Origin of the sequence: Blautia sp. XA-2221, from assembly GCF_028767025.1 — a bacterium.
Taxonomy (GTDB): Bacteria; Bacillota; Clostridia; order Lachnospirales; family Lachnospiraceae; genus Blautia_A.
On record NZ_JAJQXX010000012.1, the window covers coordinates 58,072 to 78,982 of the forward strand.

A 20,911-nucleotide genomic window follows, 5' to 3' on the forward strand; every position below is an offset into this window, starting at 1 on the left:
GGCATATGAACTCCAGTTGTCTTTTTGCAGCATGAATTTTTCGACAGGATTCAATGGTCTTGTCCATTACCAGTATATTGACAAAAATCGTATAACGGCTAAACTCATTGATAAACATCACTTTTTGCTTTACGAAAATCGTCGATAACAGCTCCTGTCGTCTTCTGATACTTCAAAATAATTGGAAATGGAAATTGCCCGGTATACTTGTTTATTATTCTCTGTATAAAGCGAACAAGATAATAAAACAGATTTTCTGCAATTCCGGTAACTGCACAAAGCAGGAGACAAATGCATTTCAGATAAGCTGAAAATATGCCCCTGTCTCCTCACTCATTTCCCATAACTGAACTTAATTGCTTCCATTCACTGCAGCAACTGCGTACAGCCATATTCCTTCCCAAATATCTATATCAGACATCTGATTTTTGGTATTAAATTTCCCCTCTTTAGTATTTTCCTAAATGATATTACATCACTCTGTGATCTCTCACATAACTGCCAGAAGCAAAGTTCCCACAGTCATACACGCCACACCCAGCGCTGCTTTTTTGTCAGTTTCTCATGAAATACAATCCATGAAAATGCAATGGTAACAAGGATACTTAATTTATCCACAGCAACAACCACGCTTGCCGGTCCCTGCTGTAAAGCATGATAGTAACAAAGCCAGGAGGCTCCTGTTGCAAAACCGGACAGGATAATAAAGGCAAGCTCTCTTTTTTCAGTTTTTCTTATCTGGCGCTGCTTTCCGGTTATAAAGACCATAAGCCAAGCCATAAGCAATACAACGGTAGTGCGAATGGCTGTTCCCAGATTTGAGTCAATATCCTGGATTCCAATTTTACCAAGAATCGAGGTAAGACTTGCAAACACAGCTGATAAAACGGCGTAGATCAGCCATGTTCCATTCCTCTTTTTTTCCTGTTTCGACTCTATTTCTTTACGGCAAATCATCAGCATAATCCCTATTGCGATCAGTACCACTGCTGCTGTTTTTCCCCAGGTAAGCCCCTCATTCAAAAAGATCAGCGCCAGCAAAATCGTAAGTATTGTACTGGATTTATCCACAGGCACAACCTTGTTAATATCACCTTTCTGTAGTGCATGAAAATAACAAAGCCAGGAAGCCCCTGTTGAAAGTCCGGATAATATCAAAAATACCATTGTCCTTGCGCTTATTCTTCCAACTCCGCTTCCTGCACCTGTGATCAAAACCATTAACCACGAAAATATCAGCACAACAACTGTACGAATGGCTGTTGCCACATCAGAATCCGTCTTCTGTATTCCACACTTGGCCAGAATCGCTGTAATTCCTGCAAAAAACGAGGAACCTATTGCATAAAAAATCCACATAACAGCCTCCTTTATCCTGAGTTCTGTCATAGCCACTGTTTAATCCGAGGTGTTTTTCCATAATTTACTGTGTCGGACACATCACGATAATTCTTTGGGGCGCAGTCTGCGGAGGAATACTTTTTGTCACAGAACCATAGTAAACCAGAAGATCCTGTCCCTCCGGACTGCACATAAAACGCTGTCCATTTAAAGTGCGTATATTTGTGACCGGGGAAAGATTTAATTTCAGAGATCCATCTTCCGCAGTCAGCGTATCATCAAAAAATTTCAGAACAACGTCCTGCCCGGACCTTAATGCTGTCACCAGCTCCGCCTGGTACTGAGGAGGAAAAATAGCCAGTGCAGGAAGGCTGGTATCATAAAAAGCAGCTACCTTCATTCCCCGCCTGAGTCTGACGTTATCTACAACAATGGTATCCCCTGATACCACAAAATTCACAATTTCTCCATCTGTATCAACAGAAATCAGAAGCGAGCAGCAAGAACCACCGCTCCTGATATCCCGGATCACTCCAGTTACTTTTTCATAAGATGAAAATGTCATGCCAAAACCTTTTTTATTTATTTTATGAAAGAACCGCTTACCCTGTTACTTCTTTGCCAGAATTTTTCTATCTGATATAAATCCCGTCTGCGCCCACAAAAGAATCTTGCGGATATTCTGAATCCAGAAGTTCACTTCTCTTTTGTAAGAAATCTTCATACTCGTTTTCCATCAGACAGTACAGAAGCTTTCTGGGCATACCCACACGGACTTTTCGTTCTTCTTCCCTGTATTCTGTCTCAGAAAAATAAGGCACTGCCAGAGAAATCTCTACATTTTTCCCACAAATCCTGAGTCCTTCTCCCTGCTCCATAAACAGCTCGCAAAGGGGCTGGTAATATGCTCTGAAAAAATCTTCCTCACGAAATCTGATGCACTCTTTATTTTCCTTCTGAGTGCTTTCCGGCTGACGTACCACACCACAAAGATAACTGTGGTCATAGTAGGTCATACACACTGCTGCCGGATCCGGCACATGTCCATTTACAGATTCAATATCCGAAATCTGCTGACTTCCCTTTTTCAGCGCCTGCTCTCTTCTGTTGCTTCCTCCCTTTGCTTCCCAGACACTCCACTGATTTTCGGGTATGCTCAATCCAATCATATCCTGACGCCATTCACTGTTAAAAAAATCAATAAATTCTTTATGGTCGATACTGCTGATCAAATTCAGATGCGTCAGATAATCAGCTCCGTAAAGCCGTCCACTGACCAGTTTCGTAAGAAACATACCCATATAATAGGACATCACACTCTTCTCTGACGAATCCAGATAAGCAATCCGTTTTGCTTTTTTCAGTCGGTCGCCTTCTGTATCAAGGGCAGTTTCCACAAGAAACATTTTATAGGTAAGCTCCAGTTTCTTTTTTGATAAAAAGGAGGCTGTCATCCTCTGAACAGGCATCCCACAGGTAATTACTGCATGCAGCAGCTCCCTGTTAGAAAATACCAGTTCTGTGTTTTTATTTACCAATCCCGTATTACTCCCGCAGTCCTCCTGCTCCAGAGACATAGTATATGTTTTATCTTCTGTTAAAATCATGATTCTTCTCCTTGAAAAATGATAAAATATCTGTTTTTATTGTATCATTTTCAGGACGGTTTAGGCAATGGATTTTAAGCAAATCTTCCTATTCGCACACTTCTGTTTTTATGACATAAAATATATGGTATCTTAATTCATCAGAAAGGATTTGTTCATGGAAAATTATCATATGAACCGTTCCTGCGGACGTCCATATCATGCAACCTGCGGCATGGCAAAAGCGCAGATGCCCGACAGGTATTCTTCCTGTCCGTGTACAGAACAGCACAAAAAATCGTCCTGTGCCTGCCGTATGCCCAATACAACTACAATAAACCCGGAGATGTATACTCATGCAGATCATCTGGAACCTGCTATGGCATATGTGCCCTGTCAGCAGCTTACCACTACCTATGACCTCTGTTATGCGCTAAATGTCGGAACCATTTTCCCGCAGCTTTGCAAACCATTTTGCGGAAAGAGAGGGGGACGACGATGATGTATCAGAATTCTTCAGGATCCAAAGCGCAGCTTCTTCAGAAAATCAATGAAGTAAGCTTTGCAGTCAATGATCTTCTCCTTTACCTGGACACACATCCCTGCTGCGAAAAAGGAATGGCTCTTTACCGTGAATATGCAGCAGAACGTAAAAAACTGATGAAAGAATATGCCAGATGCTATGGTCCTCTTACCGTAGATGACGCCCTGGAAGCAGACGGAAACACCTGGAAATGGATGGAACAGCCATTCCCATGGGAAATGGAAGGAGGATGCAGATAGCTTATGTGGAATTATGAAAAAAGATTACAGTATCCAATTAATATTAAAACACCCAATGCAAAAATTGCTCAGTTTATCATGAGTCAATATGGTGGCCCGGATGGAGAAATCGGAGCTTCTCTCCGCTATCTTTCTCAGCGTTTTACCATGCCAAACCGTATGGCTTCTGCAGTATTAAACGATATCGGTACAGAGGAACTGGCCCATCTGGAAATGGTGTCTACAATCGTTCACCAGCTTACCCGAGATCTTTCTATGGAAGAAATCGAAAAAAGCGGCTTTGGTCCTTATTATATTGATCATACAGTAGGCGTATGGCCTCAGGCTGCCGGGGGTGTTCCCTTTAATGCCTGTGAATTTCAGAGCAAAGGAGATCCTGTCACTGATCTTTTCGAGAACCTTGCTGCCGAACAGAAAGCCCGATCTACTTACGATAATATCCTGCGCGTGGTACGGAACATTCCGGAAATTGCAGATCCCATCAGATTTCTCCGCGCAAGAGAAGTGGTGCATTTCCAAAGATTCGGTGAAGCAAAGAGTACTTATACAAGCAAAAATAAAAGATTTGTTTTTAGAAATTTCTGTTGTTTTGTTCTCCATCAGATTTAGCTTTTGTTTCATCAGATATTCCATGTAATCTCGATGACATCCTCGTCAATATCAATCCGGTCAATCAGAATATCCGCAACCCGCTGTTTGTCGTCATTGTCAAGTTCATCCCATTTTGCAACATAATTAGTGATTTTGTCCATCTTTCCAGAAGTTTGATTAGTACTTTGCTCAACCAGTTTTTGCTGTAAGGACTGTTTTTCTTTATCCAGTTCCTCAATCCTGCGATTGATATATTCCATCACTGTTTTATTCGCTTCCGGCACTTTTGCAAGCAAGTTTCCTATTTCCTGTTCAATCTCTGCAATCCGAATTTTCTCTACTTGACTGGCAGGCTGCGTTACCTCTTCCAGTTCATCCGACAGATATTGGAACTTGGCAAGCTGCTTTTTCATTTCCTCTAAAACATAATCCTCAAATACATCTGCATAGATGGTATGCCCTGCACCTTTACATTTAATGGAATATCGAGAACCTGAACATTGAAAATATCGCCCAGCTTTCGTGTTTGACCTTGTAACCGTATAGGCATAACCACATTTCTTACACTTCACTTTTCCGGCAAGCCAGGTTCGCTTTCCTTTATTCGTTCTTGCTGACTGACGGTTTTTCATAATTTTTAATCGACATTTCAGCCAGACATCAGACTCAATCACACCCAAATGAGGAGCGATTACCACATCCCGATCTACAAGATCGTACTGCTTTTTCTTTGTCTTATCTCCGTTGATTCCTTTATATAGAAAGATACCGTTAGTTCCCACATAATCAGAAGCCGGGTTAATCATATTTGCGCCCTGGCTTTCAAAGAAATTGTAGATATCAATATCTGCCTTTGCATATACTGGATTTCGGAGAATCTCGCTGATTCTTGCAGTAGACCAGGGCGCACCTCGTTTTTCTGTAAAACCTTGACGAAGCAATTCTCTCATAACTGCTCCCAAGGTCATATCTGGTTCCGAATAAAGCTGATAAATCAATCGAATCTGCTTCATTTCATTCGGTTCCGGCACAAAAACAGATGTATGAATTCCGTTGATAATTGTTTTTTCCAACTGAAATCCATACGGTACACGACCACCCATGTAATATCCTTTCTGACTTTTCGTTGCATAAGCGTCTGCAATACGTTTCTGGATTGTTTCACGCTCCAACTGTGCAAATACGATAGAAATATTCAGCATGGCATTGCCGATTGGTGTAGAAGTATCAAACTTCTCTGTGGAAGAAACAAATTCTACATGATATTGCTGAAATATTTCCATCATATTGGAAAAATCGAGAATAGAACGGCTGATACGGTCAAGCTTATAAACGATAACCCGTTTAATCTTTCCTGCCCGAATGTCTTCCATCATTCTTGCAAATGCCGGTCTGTTGGTATTTTTTCCGCTAAATCCCTTGTCAATGTACGTTTCATACTCAGCTCCGCGAGTTTCATATTTACAAAACTCAAGCTGATTTTCGATGGAGATACTGTCTTTTTTATCCAGTGACTGTCTTGCGTATAAAGCATCGATTGGACACATAGCACATACCTCCTTACTATGTGTAAACAGTCACTCTCCATTACATTGATTATACCATGAATACCGCTTTCCGGTTTAAAAATCATGCATATTTTTTAAAGATATTGTACAAATCTTTTCTTTGTTCTTCAAATATGCGGTTTGCGGTGTCTATGGAATACTGCGGATGTCTGCTGATTACACGAAAATGCATTTTTTCAACATGAATCTCTTTTAATTCTTCTATTTTTTCTGTTATCTGTTTCATAATCTTCCCCCATATATCTTATTTTTGTTATAATTTGTCCTATTCCAAAACAGTCTGATTTCAAAACAAGATTCCGGTTTCTTTGGCGAATGATTTTTCACATTCCTCTTATGAATCGTTTCATAACCCGCCGTTGATTGCCGAGCCACCCCAAGGAGTTTCACCTATCAGATGTGAGTGTCATTATCTGCTTACCGCCGATTCCGGTCTCTCTGATTGTCAAGGTACACAAGCGTTATCCGCTTTTGTAGAGCCATCGTAGCATAAAAAAATCAGAAAACAGCGTTTCTTGCAGGCATAGCAATTCCCTGGAAATCGAGGTTATGAAAATTGCAGATTTGCAATAATATGGATTGACCTATTCTTGGGAAACGACTAAAATAAGTCTAAGGGAGTTGATAGAGATGGCTGAATTACCCGGAAATATCCATGAGAAAATCGGAGATTTAAGAATCGAACGGGGATTAACAAAAAAACTGGTGAGCGAAGATTTGGGAATCCCTGCTTCCCAGCTTACAAGAATTGAAAATGAAGATATCAAAAGTATCGGACACGAACTCATCATAAAATTTGCCGATTATTTTGGTGTGTCCACAGATTATCTGTTGGGACGAACTAGTATCCGTTCTCAGAAGAATATAGAACTGAATGAACTGGGACTATCAAACAAGGCATTGATTACGCTGCTGTCCGGCAAGGTAAATACAGAACTTCTCAGCCGAATCATGGAACATAGTAACTTTATTCCTCTCATGGGATATGCAGAAGCCTATTTTGAAAGCGCCCACGAGGAAGGATTTCTCTCCCGGAATAATGTGATCGACCTTGCAACCGGAGGTTTAACCGAACTTTTAAAAGAAAATCCTTCTCAGAAAACAGAAATAACCAATGAACTCCGCCATCTGAACGCTCAGAAAATCAGCGGAACAGAAGCTGATTTGGAGAAATTGAAGGCTACCTTTTTGAAAATCATGCGGGATGTGAAGAACGAATATGGAGAAACAAAAGAAGATGTTACTGCCGAAGAAATGCGAAATCAGGTGAAACAACTCCATCAGGAAGCAATGAAGCATAAAGGTCATATGACCGAAGCTAAAATGGCAGAACTTACAGCAAAAATGCTTGCTCCGACAGGTATAGATGGCGATAATCTCAAATTATTTGAAAAACTTATGGAAAATATATTGAAGGATTCAAATAAAAAACGGAAAAAGAGGTGATGAAAGTGGATTTGAAAACATATCAGACCTTATGTGCAGATTCAAAAATAATCTGGACAAAACATTGTTTAGAACGTATGCAAGAACGCGATATCAGCCGTGCCGATGTTAAAAATGGAATTGCAACCGGAGAAATCATCGAAGACTATCCTGATGATTATCCGAATCCAAGTTGTCTGATTTTTGGGCATACTGTTAATGATAGGATTTTGCATATCGTTGCCGGATGTGATAGTATAAATATATACATCATAACTGCGTATTACCCGGACACAATAAAATTTGAAAATGATTTAAAAACAAGAAGAAAGGGGAAATAACTATGTGTATGTTCTGTAAAAATACTACAACTGTAGAAAGCACTACCACCCATGTGGTAAATTATAAAGATTGCGTTATCGTAATTAAAAATGTACCTTGCCTTGAATGCGATCAATGCGGAGAAAAATATTATACAGATGAAGTTGCGGAAAAACTGGAAGTTATTATAAATCTGGCCAAGAAACTGATGCAGGAGATTGCTGTGATTGATTATCAGCATGCAGCGTAAATTTCACAAAATTAAACACTTTATAATATTACTCATTGTACGCGAAATTTACATTTTACTTTAAGAGGAGGGCGTCAGAATGGAAAGTACCAAAAAGGATAAAAATGGGCTGTTACCATTTTTGAAGAAATTTATTACTAAAAAAATAGTTGTGTTTTTAGTATCTTTAATCATTATAGTCATAGTTATCTTTGGGGTTAACTCTGCTTTTCAATCCGATTCTAAGACAGTAGATATCGGACTCAGAAATATAGGAGAACTGGCTACTCAAGTTGCTTACGTGACAGAAGTAGATGTTATAGATGATCCTAGAACTTTCTTTGGGGCAAAGATACCATTTACACAATCACATTATGTTTATAGTTATGATTTCGTGATAAAGGCGGGGTTCAAAGTAGAAGACATTATTCCTGATGTAAATGAAGGGACTAAAACGGTAACTATTTTGATGCCTAAAGCAGAAATTCTCAGCAACGAACCAAAGTTAGATTCATTAAAAATCTATTTAGAAGATGAAAGTATTTTTAATCAAGTGACAATGGATGAGAGTAACAAAGCCTTTATTGAAATGCAGAAAAATGCAGAAAAAAATGCTATTTCCAACGGATTATTAGAGGGTGCAAAAGAAAATGCGAAAACGGTTATTACTGGATTATTTGCAGACCAATTTGATCCAGAAGAATATAAATATGAATTCAAATTTCAATAAAGGAGAAACTTACAAATGAAAAGAAAACTACTTTATATCGTAGGTGGGATAGTTGCAATAATACTTATATTTTATATCTATTTATTCTTTACTGCTTAATGAAAGCAATAAGATTGGTTATATATAAACACAACCTAGTTCTGAATCGAATATTCAGAGTTATGAAATGGCGGTGATATAATACCAAACTGGTTTCTCCCCGCCATTTTATAGTATTGTAATATTTAAAGAAAAGGAAAGCTAGACTTTCTAACAATATTGCTTTAAGCTTTTACAGTATTTATTATATACTCGCTCCATGTTTTTTTATATAACTGTTCACAACAAACATTTCTTAATAATATCCTAAAATCTTTCAGAAAATTAATATTTATACACCCTTCGTCTGTTTCATATATATATAGCGCCAATGTTCAAACGCATCAGAAATCATTTCTAATTGTTCATCAAAAAAATTTTCATTTTTAGGATTGAAATGTCTTTTCAGCTCTATTTCAGCCTTTTCAGCCTTTTTACTATCACTTTTACGAAATAATCCCCATAGTCTTTTTAAATCGTGACCATCACAAGATTTTTTCCCTCTTATTTCTTTAATAGACACGCCATAAGAAATCAACAGTGTTTTTATAAATACTTCACAGGAAAAAGCAGAATTAACAATTCCTGAAACAGTATGAGCATCAAATCTATATTCGATAATATTATTCGGCTCTATTTCACAACATTTTGCACAATCAGAAAAAGCACATGCTTGTTTAAACATCCGATGTGTATTCCATACAATCTTTTTCCCCATAAAAATCATACCTCCATTTTAAACAGTTCCAGCTACTCTATTTTATCTATTCGTGTCTATATTATAGCAATATAGATAGAGTTTCTGCAATGTAATCATTTCAATATTTCTTGAAGGAAAATCAGGGTCTAAAAATTAATATCACATTTTCGCTCTATTTTCCGACTATCCTTTTCAGCAATATTTTTCTTCGAAACTTTCAGCTTATGCCATTCCAGTTTCTCCAACACTGAATCCCTGGATTCTTTCTCTATCATCTCCGTCATTTCTTTCTTTGCATTCGATTTTTTAAACATTTCTTCCAACCGAGTGGATAATTTCTTTATCGCACTCCGAATATTCTTTCCAAGGCTTTCCATCTGAGAAATCGCATAGTTCCGCATTTTCTCCGAAGCCTTTCTGTCTGGACTGGACAGCCATTTTTTATAAATCTCAATCTGTTCCTCTGCTGTATTCAACGCCTCCTCCCTTGCTTTGTCTGAAACAATCTCCACTGCTTTTTCATAAGCGACCGCAGATACTTCTTGAATCAATGTTTCTGAATCTAAAATCTTTTCTTCCAGCTCCTTGATTTTCTGTTCTTTTTCTGCGATTTTCTCTTGTTGTTTCTGAATGATATAATCCTGTTTTTCTAGATATTGCCTGCCACCATAGATGGCTTCCGATTCTACTTCAATTCCGAATTTATGGCATTTTATAATAAAATGGTGTCTCATATAATCATCAAAAACCATCTTACGATTATTATTCTTTCCCTGCTTTTTTGATGGATCAGGCAGTTCAAATCCGATTTCTTCCAATGCCTTTTCCTGTTTTGGACACAGTTCGCCATATTGATTTTCCCAAACAAATACATGACGTTCATGGATATGAGGAGTTCCCTCGTCCACATGTAACGCCCAATCTATGATTTTTACATTTTCCCCAAACACTCTTTCCATAAAATCAAAGAATTCCTGACAGATGCAATATAAATCAAAATAGTCAATCGAGGAATCAATATTTCCAATCTGATAAATTGTCTCTTCCGGACAGGTTCTTTTATCATTCAACAAATCCTTGACTGTCCGATTTCGTTCTGGATGACGATTCTTTATATTGCGGGCATTCTGTCCTTGGATAAAATCTGCAAAGATTTCCTCATAGAATTTTTCTTCCACCTGTTCAAAGGTCATTTCTGCCGGTTTCCCATCCTTAGAAATTCCATGATAACAATCCCAATAGAGATTTTCCTTTTTGCGTTCCGGGTCAATGTGTTCACTATGCTGCACATCAAATCTTCTGTCATTATGCTTCGGGTTATAGACTCCATGCTTCCCGGAGCGTCCATTGTGTCTTGATACTCTCATAAGTTTCTTCCTCCCTTCCGTTTCCTCAAATCATCTGCTTCGGTGTGTGAAATGTTTTTCCATCTGCATTCAAAGAATAGAGATCTTCAAAAACGCTTCGTCAGATAATACCCAGTATTAAGTGGCGAAACGCCGCTTAACTGGGCAATGGCGGCTGCCCTTGACCTGCAAAAAAGCCGATATATTCTTGCCTTCGTTCAAATACATCGACTTCTTCATCTGACCTCTGCGGTCATATTCAGTTATGACAAAATGATAGAAATGACAGGCTGATGGTTCCATCCGTTTTTCATCAAGCTCCATTTTCAAGAAGTTCCTCTTTCATTTTGTCATTTTTATCATTTTTGTCATTTTCCGGAAACGAGGATAGATGGAGTTGTTCAAACGGATTCTCCATCGTATCGTCTATTTCCGTAAATTCTGTTTCTTTCAGTGCAGTATCTTTGAAGTAATATGCACCGTCAGAATAGCGTTTCACGCTATATCCCTTATCACCCATATATTTCCAAAATTGGGATTTTCCATGAGGGGTGCGGCCATTCTCTTCGCAATAGTCTTCATACATTTTATAGACATCGCTCCGTTTCATTTTCTCGTTTTTCTTATGACAGAGAATATCATCAGTAAATGCTTTCACACTATCCGCAGAACGATACAAATTTTCTATAGACTCTTTGCTATGATCACTCTCAACAAAATGCTGCTCCTCATACAATTTCTTCAATGCCTTCATTGCCATATGGATTCCATAATCTGATTCCTGATACATCTTTTCTTTCAAGTGAGAATCCTTTTCCGTATCAGAGATCACGTGATTCATATCCAAAACAAGAAGGCGACGATAGTAGGCGTTTGTCTTATCATCCAAATTCAACGGAAGTTCATTTGTAGAAAACAATAATTTCGCATAACTGTTGAACTGGGTAGGGTCTTGTCCTTTCTTCTCATAGAGAAGCGTATCTTCCCCAACCGCTTTTTTAATTACATCCACCCGTTCCATCGCAGTGCTTGGAATATCTGCACAGGCATTCAGCAGCTTTCCAAATAATCCGGTTGGATAGAAGCGTTCGTTTAAATTCTGCAAAGACATACTGACGCAATTTTCCATACCAATCAGATGTTGTGCAAAAGAAATCACAACAGATTTTCCTGTGCCGCCTTTTCCTTTTATCATTAAAAATTTTTGGAATCGAGTATCTGTAGTCATGCAATAACCAAGATATTGCCAAAACATCTCCTGATCAGTTTTATCTGGGATAGAAGAATCCAGATATTTTCGGATGGTTGCCCCTCCGGTCAGAATTGTTTCAGTCTGTTCCGGATGAAAGGAAAATGGAATCTGATTAATTATCAGATGCTTTGCGTCATGCTCAAGTATTTTCCATTCCATCACATCAAAATATCCATTCTGAAAGTTAATCCAATGGGATGGCTGATTATTCAAATCCGAAAATCTTTTTTGAACCTGCGGCTGTGACACCAGAAGATTATAAATACTCTGAATAGTCGTCGCCTTAATACAATCCCGGAAAATCAATTTCTGAATCTTTGACTTCAGTTGAATCCCATTGCCATCCTCGTGATAACAACCATTTTCATAAAGATATGGAGTATTTCCGAGCATAAAAAAATGGACCGTCTGTATCAGATAGTCCACAATCTCCATGTCAAATACGCCAATGCGTTTTCCCTGTTCATTAAATTTATGAAATCGATTTAAATCCGGCGGTTCATTTTGCCTTCCTTCAAATCGTTTGATGAAATCAGAAAGAATTGATTTTAATTCCTGCTGATATTCTGTTTTCCCCAAATATTCCCTGTTTTTAAATAGCCTCCATCCAGAATGATACTTCATCAGATTCTGTTTGAAATGTTGTTCCAATGTATCATTGATCCTTTTTTCGAAACAAGCCGGAATATAACAATATTCGGTTTGATAAGTTCCTGTCAGCATAATTTCATCCATATATGAAATAAAACTATCTACATTATAATAACCGTCTTCCTGTTCCAGAATCAAAATTGCCTTATAACCGGAAGCAATGATATTAAATCCAATCTCCCTGTCGTCTGTCAGAAAAATATATTTCTGCTCCGTCCCCTCTGGAGCTGTGTGCATATAGTGTTCTAAGAATAGTTTGTTCATACGTCTCCTTTCCCAATTACGCTCCAAAGAAAAAAGCGCCCTGAATGAGCGCTGATAATCTGGAGAGTAGCTGTTTACCTGTTTGTTTTGTCGTTCGTTTCGTATGCTTACATAACTACTCTTCGGTGAAGCGCTCAGAAGCGTCCAGGAACAGCTGGATTCCAAAAACTTCTATGCCTTTAACCCGTCTTTTGACTGTCCATGCGAAGCTTCATGCAAAAAATGCTGACAAAAACTCCCCGGTTGTAATGGCCGGGGAGCTGCTAAAAACTTACTCAATGATATATGCGTTGACAATTTCTCCATAATATGCAATATGAACATCTCTATTAGAACCTGTAAAGGAGCTGTCCACATTCTGAGGATAAAACTTCTCAACTGTTTCTTCATCCATTGCATCAATATCCTGCTTCTGTTTATAGACAATTCTGCACTCCAACGTAAGGGGAAGCTCTTTAATCCCGGGAACAGAGATGCTTTCCGGCTCTTCCAGAGTCAGGTTCAATTCCTTGATCTTATCTGTGTCACGTCCGGATTTTGAACCGCAGAATCCAAGGGCTTTTTTCTGGCTGTCATCAAGCGGTATATTTACTGTAAATTCTCCGTTCTTTTCCAGAAGTTCTCTTGTAAAACGACCTTCTCTGATCACTGTAATAAACACAGGCTTACCCCATTCAATTCCCAGCATCCCCCAGGAAATAGTCATAGAATTTACTTTTTCATCTGACTTTGACGTGATCAGAACACCTTTTCTGAGTCCTTTCAGAATTTCTCCTGTATGTTCAAATACATCAATTTGTTTCTTCATATTCGATATCCTCCTTGTCTGCATCTTAAACTGACTTTATCATATGACAAAAAGCTTTTGATTGCAAGAAGAACCCCTTTCCATTCCGAATATATCATTACTGTTCACAGCAACAATATCTTTTTATTTTTCTCATTTTTATGGATGAACACTTTGCACTCTGATATCATAATACAATTATAAAAAAGGAAAACGGAAGTACCGCAGTGGGAATCTCTATGATCATTTCTGTTCTTATAGAACTTCCTTCCCTACTTCTTTTTAATTTTATGCCAAAAAACACCTGTTATTTCTGGTTCCGTATCTGCTGCATTTTCTTTGCTGTTGAACCTCTTGTAACTCTTCTCGTTCCAAATATCTCTGTTTTTATAGTGTACATTTTTTACAGGTGCTGGACTAGAATCTGATTACAATATATTCCATTTATTGCATAAATCCTGTTATAAAAAAACAGAATGCTATCAAGGAACTGGCATATATCACCAGGACTGATCCTCTTGGAAGCCTACTTGTAGTGCTGCTGAGTGGCGCCATAATTGATGCCTCCAAAATGAATGCCCTGCTTATGTTCGCCACTATGCCAGCAGCTCTGAAAATGACAATTCCTCTTCTGAGACTGAACAAATCCGCGAACAAGAAAAGAGTTAACATCAAGTTCCCCTTTTTTCAATATATTCTGAAGGACTCATTCCTGTCCATGTATGAAAAATACGACTGAAATAAAACTGATCTTTATAACCTACCTGTGTTGCTATATCCTTAACATATACCTTATCCTGGCTGCCTAAAAGTTCCTTTGCTTTTTCCATTCTCAGTTCTGTCAGATAATTATTGAAGGACTGTCCCTCATACTTCCGAAATAATCGACTCAGATATGTCTGAGAAACTCCCATTTCATGACTGACCTTCTGAAGATTCAACGGTTTTTCCATGTTTCTCTGTATATAATTCTTTATTTTATTAAAGTAATCCTCTGCTGACACTTTTTGTACATCCAATGTTTCTTCTTTCATATTTCTGAAAAAAATATCTGATATTTGTTCTTCAAGCTGCCGCATATCGCCAGCATTGCTGAACGCTTCATCCATCAGATATTCATAATCTCTGTATTCACCATTCCCTGCTCCATATCGCTGCAGCATATAGCAAATCTGGCGTACTCTACACTCAACCCAAAGCTGTGTTCTCTGTTCCTCACCCCAGGTGTAAAGCAATTCTTTCACAGTTTTTTTCAGACTATCATACTGTCTGGATTTTACCATACTCTCTAATTTCTGAAGGTAACTGTAATCATTATCCCATAAGGAAACAAACTCTTCTCCGGTATTCATAATAAGAATCTGTTTTTTTCCTATAATTATACTCTCATCCAAAACACGATACAGTTTTTTAATCATATCCCCAATTTTTTCCCGGTGAAAGGCATCCCGTAAAATAACCGTTGTTACATACTCTGCCTCAGGCTGTTCCTTTTTTATCTGGTGGCTGATAATATCAACGTAATCTCCACATACAATTTCTTCCGGACAAAGATACAATGTTTCCTGATCATCTCGCCCATATGAAATCATCCATTCATTAATATCAGAAAACACCTCGCTACTGCATCTATCGGAAAACCTTGATAAAATTCCATTTCTTCTGACAATCGCTCCATAATAACAATTTGACTGAAAATATTTCTCGATTTCATTTTCATCTACCGGAAGCTGATTAACCATTCTGTGAATCAGGAGATTTCTCTGATGATAATACTTCTGTTTCAACTTTTTTCCCAGTTTCACAAACAGTTTTTTTATGTCTGAGGGAACAATTGGTTTAAGGATATAATCCGATACTCTGTACTGAATTGCCTGTTTCGCATAGTCAAATTCCTGATATCCACTTACAAGCACACAAAACATTTCCGGATATTTTTCACGGATTCTCTTTACAAGCTCCAATCCGCTCATTACCTGCATCTGTATATCTGTGATCACAATATCTGGTTGAAATCCTTTTAATTTTTCCATGGCTTCTGTTCCGTCATAAGCAATTTCTGCTACCTGAAATCCATCATACTTTTTTTCAATTACCATTTTTAACAGATTTACTGATGTTGGTTCATCATCCACGATCATTACCTGATACACTGACATTCTCCTTTCTGTTTCTGACTCCTACTGTAATACTGAATCCATCCTGACAGTTTTTCATGTCAAAAACAACTCTGTCTGTATACATAAGAAACATTCTTGCATAAGTATTGGCAAGCCCCATACCTCCAATTTCCAACTCAATATTGCTCTGACTTCTTATAATCTTCCGCCGTATATTTTCCATTTTTTTCTCTAATCCCTGTAAAATCTGTTCCGTGATCCCCTCTCCATTATCATGTACACGAATATACCAACCCTGTTCATCTCTCCAGCCCTGTACGTGTATTTTCATAATGTTTCTACCGTTTTTATAGCCATGCTGAATACTGTTTTCTACCAGCTGTTGAATCACAATTTTAGGAAGAACTTCAGCTTCTATGGATAACGCACAGTTCACTGTTACCTCCAGTCTGTGCTCATATCGGGATTTTAAAAGATAAATATATTTATCTAAATAAGTAAATTCCTCTTTTACTGTTGCATATCTCTCCTTATTATTTGCTGAATAGCGCAGCATTGCTGCCAGACTCCCACATATTTCGCAAATTTCTTCATCCTCATCTACAATTCCTCTGTTAGAAATTACATTTAACACATTATATATAAAGTGAGGATTCACCTGGGCCTGCAGCGTGTCAAACTGAGCCTGTAACTGAAGAAGCGAACTTCTTTTTTCTTTTACCATGGCTTCATTTAAACGTTTGATCAATTTTTGGTAAGCAATACTCAAAGCCTCCATTTCATCATCTGTATTAAAAATCACAGGCTCCATATCCAGGTTTTCAATTCCAGTATTTTCCATCTGATCTCTTAGCTGCATAATCGGACGCGAAAGCTTATTGGCTATGACCACCACCACTACTTCAGAGATCATAAAGCATCCTAGGGCTAACAGTGCTGATAAAAGTACTACCTGTTTCATATCGGAAAACATTCCCTGACTGTCTTGTACTACCGCTGCACGGATTCCTGACTTTTCTGATGTATGCACAGCTGCAATCCTGTAGTTTCCTTTATCCGTTCCTGTTTCCAAAAACTTTTCCTGCATCTTAAAAACACGATTTGTAAATTTCTCCGAAAATTTCTCTGACTCGAAAAAAATTTTTCCATCCGGAAGATACACAATTACTTTTACATTGGCATCCGGTACATAAAGAACAGATTTCAATTTTTCCGCTTCGTTCTGGACTTCTATATATCCAAAATTTCCTCCCTGAATTTTTCTTACAAGAGAAAACACTTCTTCAGATCCGCGAAGTCCCCATCTATCTTCATGGGGCGAAACCAAAACAACTTTGCCCTTAGCTGCTGCTGCATCTGAAAGCCAGGAAATCTCTGATATATTTCGGTTTCTGTTGATAATTCCCAATCCGTTATTTGTACTACTGAATACATCTCCCATTTCATTAAATACCAGTACTCTGTAAAAGTCTCTGTTCAGATAATAAAGAGAAAGTCCAGATATAATTACTTCTCCCTGCTTTTTTCTTTCCTCTTCTTTTCCTGTTTCATGGTATCTGGGCATTGCCTGAATTGCATAAAGCATGTCTGGATCTGATACAATATAATCTGTGACCTGTTTCATGGATTCCACCATATTATCCATATTCACAGTTAATTGTTCTGCATAAAACTGCAAATTTTGTCTTGTCATCTCTGTAATATGTTTTGAGTTAAACCGGTAATAAACAATTCCCAGAATAGCCGATATAAAAAATATAATTACAGAAAATCCAATAATCAGCTTTGTTCGAAATTTCATCGCTCATCTCCTATAATTTACCGACAATACAAACATTATAAATACCTTTCCCATATTTTTTCAATATAATTAAATGAGTTTGTCTTCAGCGCCTTCAAAATTGAAAATACGTCTTCTGTATACTAAAAAAGAAAAAGTATTACAAAACTGAATAACCAGTTCTGCAACACCCTTTCTAAAAAATTCATTAGCCTTTTACTGCTCCTGCCACCATACCAGCAACAATTTTCTTATTAAAAATCAAAAACAGAATCAGCATGGGAACTGTAATAATCAGTACATCTGCAAAAAGCAGATTATATGAACTTGAATATCTTCCCATAAAATTATACAAAGTAAGCTGAACTGTTACATTCTCATTTCCAGGAAGAAAATACAGCGGATTCGTAAAATCATTAAAAATCGTAACTGCATTTAAAATAATAATTGTAGATGTAACCGGCTTTAACAGTGGAAAAATAACCTTTACAAACATTCTTCCCCGTGTGCATCCGTCAATATACCCGGACTCCTCTAATTCTACCGGAATTGTATTCATAAACCCCTTATACAACATGATCGTAAATGGAATCTGAAGCGCTGTTTCTACCAGGATCATTCCAAACATGGTTTTATAAATATGAAGTCCCTGCATCACCCATATTGTAGGAAGAATTGCCGGAGGTATCATAAGCCCTGTCATAACAATCGTATCTACTGTTTTAGTGGTTCTGTCCGATCTCCTCTGAAGTACATAACCGGCCATAGATCCTGCAAGAATCAACATAAGAAGAGAGCCTGCCGTCAGAATAATACTGTTTTTAAAAGCTGTAAGAATCTGATAGTTATTTGCAGAAATTACCTCCTTAAAGTTTTCCCACATCCATTCTGTAGGCAGTGAAAGATTAAGCAGATTAGCCTCTCTTCTGTCTTTCAGCGCATTGACAAACATAAATACAAACGGCACTGCAAAAATAAAAATTCCAAATGTGCAGCCCAAAATATCGCCCAGAAGTGTCAGTCTTTTTTTGTTTTTCATTTTAGTTATACACCTCTCTTCTGTTGAGAAATCTCTGAAGAGGAAATGCAATTATTGCAATCAATATGAACATAATTACATTGCCTGCTGTCGACAGTCCGTAAAAGCCAGAAGCATACTGTTTATAAACAACAGAAGATAAAACGTCTGTTGCAAATCCCGGACCGCCTTTTGTCATTGCCCAGATCAAATCGAAGCAACGAAGTCCTCCGATTAAAGACAGCGTAATAATTGTATTCGTTGATGTACGCACAAGAGGCATCACAATATGACGTATCGTCTGCCAGCGGGTTGCTCCGTCAATGGACGCTGCTTCATAATAACTGGAATCAATAGAAGTAATTCCTGCTATAAAAATAACTGTAGAAATACTTACGCCTTTCCACACATCTACTGCAATAACTGAAAACAATGCCAGATTTGTATCTCCCAACCAGTTTGGTCCGGCAATGCCAACCACATCCAATGTAGCGTTAATAAGTCCCTTACTTGGATGCATAAGCGCTTTAAACACAATACCAATAGCAACTGCACTTACGAGGTTCGGGAAAAATACCAGTGCCCTGAGAAAATTCTTTGTTTTAATCTTACTGGTAAGAAACAGGGCAATAAAAAACGCAATTACAACTTTCAGGCCACTTGTAAGAAACGCATAGATCAATGTATTTCTTACTGATATACTTAATGAACGCTCTCCGAAAAATGTTTTAAAATTATCAAGTCCGCAAAATGTAAATGATTTCAGATCCCACACTGTTAAACTAAAAAATAATGATGTTACCATGGGAATGATAAAAAAAATCAGAAAAATAGTTAATGCCGGAACAAGAAACCATGTACTGTATATTTTCTTTTTATTCATTCTTTACTTTCCTCTCCTGACGGAAAACAGCCGTCTGTATTAACTGCAGACGGCTGTTTTTATCATTTTATTCCCAGTCCAAACCAAGCTGCGTAGCCTGTTTTTTACAGTCATCATCATATGCCCGTGCAGCTTCCTCTGCGGTTGTCTGGCCTGTTGCCAGCTCAGAACAGATATACTCACAGTTTGTTCCTTTTACAGCAGTTTGAAATTCCAGTGCAACATTCACCTTACCTGCATCAAAATACTCCTGTGCCTGTTTTACTGCATCATAGGAATCCTCTGGAAGCTCATATCCTTTAATACAATATGGTCCGTCCGGTTTCTGAGCTTCTGTGAATGCATCCAAAGCTTCGTCAGATGTATAAAATTCCATAAATCTAAGAATATCTTCTTTTTTATCACTGTTTGCATTTCCATAAATAGATGTGGGCTCCCATACTGTCAGTCCGTGATTCTCCGGATCGTCTCCCGGAATCCCCATAAGTCCAATTTTATTGACCTCATCTCCATACAGTTCATAAATACTGGAAAGTGCTTGTGTAAGGATAAAGTAATGTCCGGCTTCTCCATTTACCAGTTTGTCACAGGCATCTGCATATGTAGTTGCAGTATAATCTTCATTAAAATACTGCTGAAGATCTGCCAGTTTTTGAAAACTCTTTAATCCTGCCTCTGAGCTTGCATATTTCGTTTCACCTAATTCAAATTTTTCGGCAAAATCTGGTTCTCCTGCCAGCACATTATAATGGTCTCCTAAATATGGTACCTGAATAGTCCAGGAATCACCAAGAGATCCTACAACAGCATCAATTCCTGCTTCTTTCAATGTATCACAGTTTCTCAGAAAATCATCCCACGTATGAGGGATTTCCAGGTTATTTTCTTCATACACTTCTTTATTATAAAGAATCGCACCTGACATCGTAGCCGTCAATGGAATACCATAGACCGCTGTATCTGATCCTGCACTTACTGCTGTTTTATAAGTATCATCCAAACGCTGTGCAAATTCTTCCCCTGAAATATCAATAAAATTTTCTTCCGGATTCAGTTCACTAAGCTTGGAACCAGAATTATATCCACAGAGATCTGTCATTTCACCGGATGCCAGTCTTGTTTTTACCTGATTATCTCCATCTCCTCCTGAAGCGCGGATTTCTGTTTCAATATGAATTCCCGTTTTTTCTTCGCAAAGATCAAAAACAGCCTGATATCCAGCTGACGCAGTATCCGGATCGATCAAAAATGTAAGTTCGGCTTCCTTGTATTCCCATTCCTTCTCTTCTACATTCTGTTTTTCTTCTGCTAATACGGTTGTTGCCCCTGTAACAGTTGTTACCGCCATCGCTGTACAAAGCAGAATACTAAGCATTTTTCGTTTCATGTTTTGTTCCTCCTTTTTAACGTTTTCTGTTCGCTTATGATGATTTTATTTTATCCGCAGCCTGAAAAAAA

The 20,911-nt window shown here is 38.0% G+C and carries 21 protein-coding genes and 2 pseudogenes; 8 read left to right on the top strand and 15 right to left on the bottom strand.

The features are described 5' to 3' along the window. Positions 1 to 490: 490 nt before the first annotated feature. From LU279_RS10495 to LU279_RS10505, 3 genes and pseudogenes are all read right to left on the bottom strand, one after another. A pseudogene (locus LU279_RS10495) lies at positions 491 to 1,359 on the bottom strand (EamA family transporter). Between the two features lie 64 nt (positions 1,360 to 1,423). Continuing rightward, complete coding sequence (locus tag LU279_RS10500) at positions 1,424 to 1,906, bottom strand: hypothetical protein (RefSeq protein WP_274422460.1); 483 nt, start codon at positions 1,904 to 1,906, stop codon at positions 1,424 to 1,426. A gap of 67 nt (positions 1,907 to 1,973) precedes the next feature. Next, positions 1,974 to 2,948: a hypothetical protein gene (locus LU279_RS10505; RefSeq protein WP_274422461.1), complete on the bottom strand. Its 975-nt coding sequence runs from the start codon at positions 2,946 to 2,948 to the stop codon at positions 1,974 to 1,976. A gap of 157 nt (positions 2,949 to 3,105) precedes the next feature. Between LU279_RS10505 and LU279_RS10510 the strand changes: the two genes are divergently transcribed. Genes LU279_RS10510 through LU279_RS10520 form a run of 3 tightly spaced genes read left to right on the top strand, consistent with a single transcriptional unit; the run spans position 3,106 to position 4,319 of the window. Next, positions 3,106 to 3,429 (top strand): spore coat associated protein CotJA, encoded by a 324-nt coding sequence (locus LU279_RS10510; RefSeq protein WP_274422462.1) that lies wholly within the window; start codon positions 3,106 to 3,108, stop codon positions 3,427 to 3,429. After that, positions 3,426 to 3,710, top strand: coding sequence for a spore coat protein CotJB (locus tag LU279_RS10515; protein WP_274422463.1), 285 nt, complete (start codon positions 3,426 to 3,428; stop codon positions 3,708 to 3,710). Before LU279_RS10510 ends, LU279_RS10515 begins: the two co-directional genes overlap by 4 nt. 3 nt (positions 3,711 to 3,713) lie before the next feature. Continuing rightward, positions 3,714 to 4,319: a manganese catalase family protein gene (locus LU279_RS10520; RefSeq protein ID WP_274422464.1), complete on the top strand. Its 606-nt coding sequence runs from the start codon at positions 3,714 to 3,716 to the stop codon at positions 4,317 to 4,319. An 11-nt stretch (positions 4,320 to 4,330) separates the two neighbouring features. On the opposite strand, the gene LU279_RS10525 is transcribed toward LU279_RS10520, so the two are convergent. Together LU279_RS10525 and LU279_RS10530 are read right to left on the bottom strand one after the other, a co-directional pair. Beyond that, the gene (locus tag LU279_RS10525) at positions 4,331 to 5,848 is read right to left on the bottom strand and encodes a recombinase family protein (RefSeq protein WP_274422465.1); all 1,518 of its coding nucleotides are present in this window, start codon (positions 5,846 to 5,848) and stop codon (positions 4,331 to 4,333) included. Between the two features lie 82 nt (positions 5,849 to 5,930). After that, the gene (locus LU279_RS10530; RefSeq protein ID WP_177296244.1) at positions 5,931 to 6,095 is read right to left on the bottom strand and encodes a transcriptional regulator; all 165 of its coding nucleotides are present in this window, start codon (positions 6,093 to 6,095) and stop codon (positions 5,931 to 5,933) included. Between the two features lie 404 nt (positions 6,096 to 6,499). Here LU279_RS10530 and LU279_RS10535 point away from each other — a divergent pair, with 404 nt between their 5' ends. The 4 genes from LU279_RS10535 (at position 6,500) to LU279_RS10550 (ending at position 8,574) form a co-directional block, all read left to right on the top strand. Next, entirely contained in the window at positions 6,500 to 7,315 is an 816-nt protein-coding gene (locus tag LU279_RS10535) for a helix-turn-helix domain-containing protein (protein ID WP_274422466.1), read from the top strand. Between the two features lie 5 nt (positions 7,316 to 7,320). Further along, positions 7,321 to 7,635 carry a DUF4258 domain-containing protein gene (locus tag LU279_RS10540; RefSeq protein ID WP_274422467.1) on the top strand — a complete coding sequence of 105 codons (315 nt, stop codon included), beginning with the start codon at positions 7,321 to 7,323 and terminating at the stop codon, positions 7,633 to 7,635. A gap of 2 nt (positions 7,636 to 7,637) precedes the next feature. Next, entirely contained in the window at positions 7,638 to 7,865 is a 228-nt protein-coding gene (locus LU279_RS10545) for a type II toxin-antitoxin system MqsA family antitoxin (RefSeq protein ID WP_274422468.1), read from the top strand. Positions 7,866 to 7,944: 79 nt separating this feature from the next. After that, the gene (locus LU279_RS10550; protein ID WP_274422469.1) at positions 7,945 to 8,574 is read left to right on the top strand and encodes a DUF4230 domain-containing protein; all 630 of its coding nucleotides are present in this window, start codon (positions 7,945 to 7,947) and stop codon (positions 8,572 to 8,574) included. Positions 8,575 to 8,944: 370 nt separating this feature from the next. On the opposite strand, the gene LU279_RS10555 is transcribed toward LU279_RS10550, so the two are convergent. The 4 genes from LU279_RS10555 to LU279_RS10570 form a co-directional block, all read right to left on the bottom strand. Continuing rightward, on the bottom strand, positions 8,945 to 9,370 hold the full coding sequence (locus LU279_RS10555) for a hypothetical protein (RefSeq protein WP_274422470.1): 426 nt from the start codon (positions 9,368 to 9,370) through the stop codon (positions 8,945 to 8,947). A 128-nt stretch (positions 9,371 to 9,498) separates the two neighbouring features. Further along, positions 9,499 to 10,719, bottom strand: a complete 1,221-nt coding sequence (locus tag LU279_RS10560; RefSeq protein WP_274422471.1) for a serine/arginine repetitive matrix protein 2 — start codon at positions 10,717 to 10,719, stop codon at positions 9,499 to 9,501. A gap of 117 nt (positions 10,720 to 10,836) precedes the next feature. Then, a complete protein-coding gene (locus LU279_RS10565) occupies positions 10,837 to 11,022 on the bottom strand; it encodes a hypothetical protein (protein ID WP_274422472.1) in 186 nt (61 codons plus the stop codon). Beyond that, entirely contained in the window at positions 11,012 to 12,865 is a 1,854-nt protein-coding gene (locus LU279_RS10570; RefSeq protein ID WP_330684654.1) for a DNA primase family protein, read from the bottom strand. Before LU279_RS10570 ends, LU279_RS10565 begins: the two co-directional genes overlap by 11 nt. 121 nt (positions 12,866 to 12,986) lie before the next feature. On the opposite strand from LU279_RS10570, the pseudogene LU279_RS13555 reads away from it, so the two are divergent. Next, positions 12,987 to 13,094, top strand: a pseudogene (locus LU279_RS13555) (manganese catalase family protein); the annotation flags it as partial. A 42-nt stretch (positions 13,095 to 13,136) separates the two neighbouring features. Here LU279_RS13555 and LU279_RS10580 read toward each other — a convergent pair. The 6 genes from LU279_RS10580 to LU279_RS10605 all read right to left on the bottom strand — a co-directional run bounded on the left by LU279_RS10580 (position 13,137) and on the right by LU279_RS10605 (position 20,840). Beyond that, positions 13,137 to 13,673, bottom strand: coding sequence for a flavin reductase family protein (locus LU279_RS10580; RefSeq protein WP_274422473.1), 537 nt, complete (start codon positions 13,671 to 13,673; stop codon positions 13,137 to 13,139). A 650-nt stretch (positions 13,674 to 14,323) separates the two neighbouring features. Continuing rightward, positions 14,324 to 15,811 carry a response regulator transcription factor gene (locus LU279_RS10585; protein ID WP_274422474.1) on the bottom strand — a complete coding sequence of 496 codons (1,488 nt, stop codon included), beginning with the start codon at positions 15,809 to 15,811 and terminating at the stop codon, positions 14,324 to 14,326. Next, a complete protein-coding gene (locus LU279_RS10590; protein WP_274422475.1) occupies positions 15,780 to 17,573 on the bottom strand; it encodes a sensor histidine kinase in 1,794 nt (597 codons plus the stop codon). Before LU279_RS10590 ends, LU279_RS10585 begins: the two co-directional genes overlap by 32 nt. A 187-nt stretch (positions 17,574 to 17,760) precedes the next feature. Beyond that, complete coding sequence (locus LU279_RS10595; RefSeq protein WP_274422476.1) at positions 17,761 to 18,591, bottom strand: carbohydrate ABC transporter permease; 831 nt, start codon at positions 18,589 to 18,591, stop codon at positions 17,761 to 17,763. A gap of 1 nt (position 18,592) precedes the next feature. Beyond that, positions 18,593 to 19,453, bottom strand: a complete 861-nt coding sequence (locus tag LU279_RS10600; protein ID WP_274422477.1) for a carbohydrate ABC transporter permease — start codon at positions 19,451 to 19,453, stop codon at positions 18,593 to 18,595. A gap of 67 nt (positions 19,454 to 19,520) precedes the next feature. Further along, positions 19,521 to 20,840, bottom strand: coding sequence for an ABC transporter substrate-binding protein (locus LU279_RS10605; protein WP_274422478.1), 1,320 nt, complete (start codon positions 20,838 to 20,840; stop codon positions 19,521 to 19,523). Between the last annotated feature and the right edge of the window lie 71 nt (positions 20,841 to 20,911).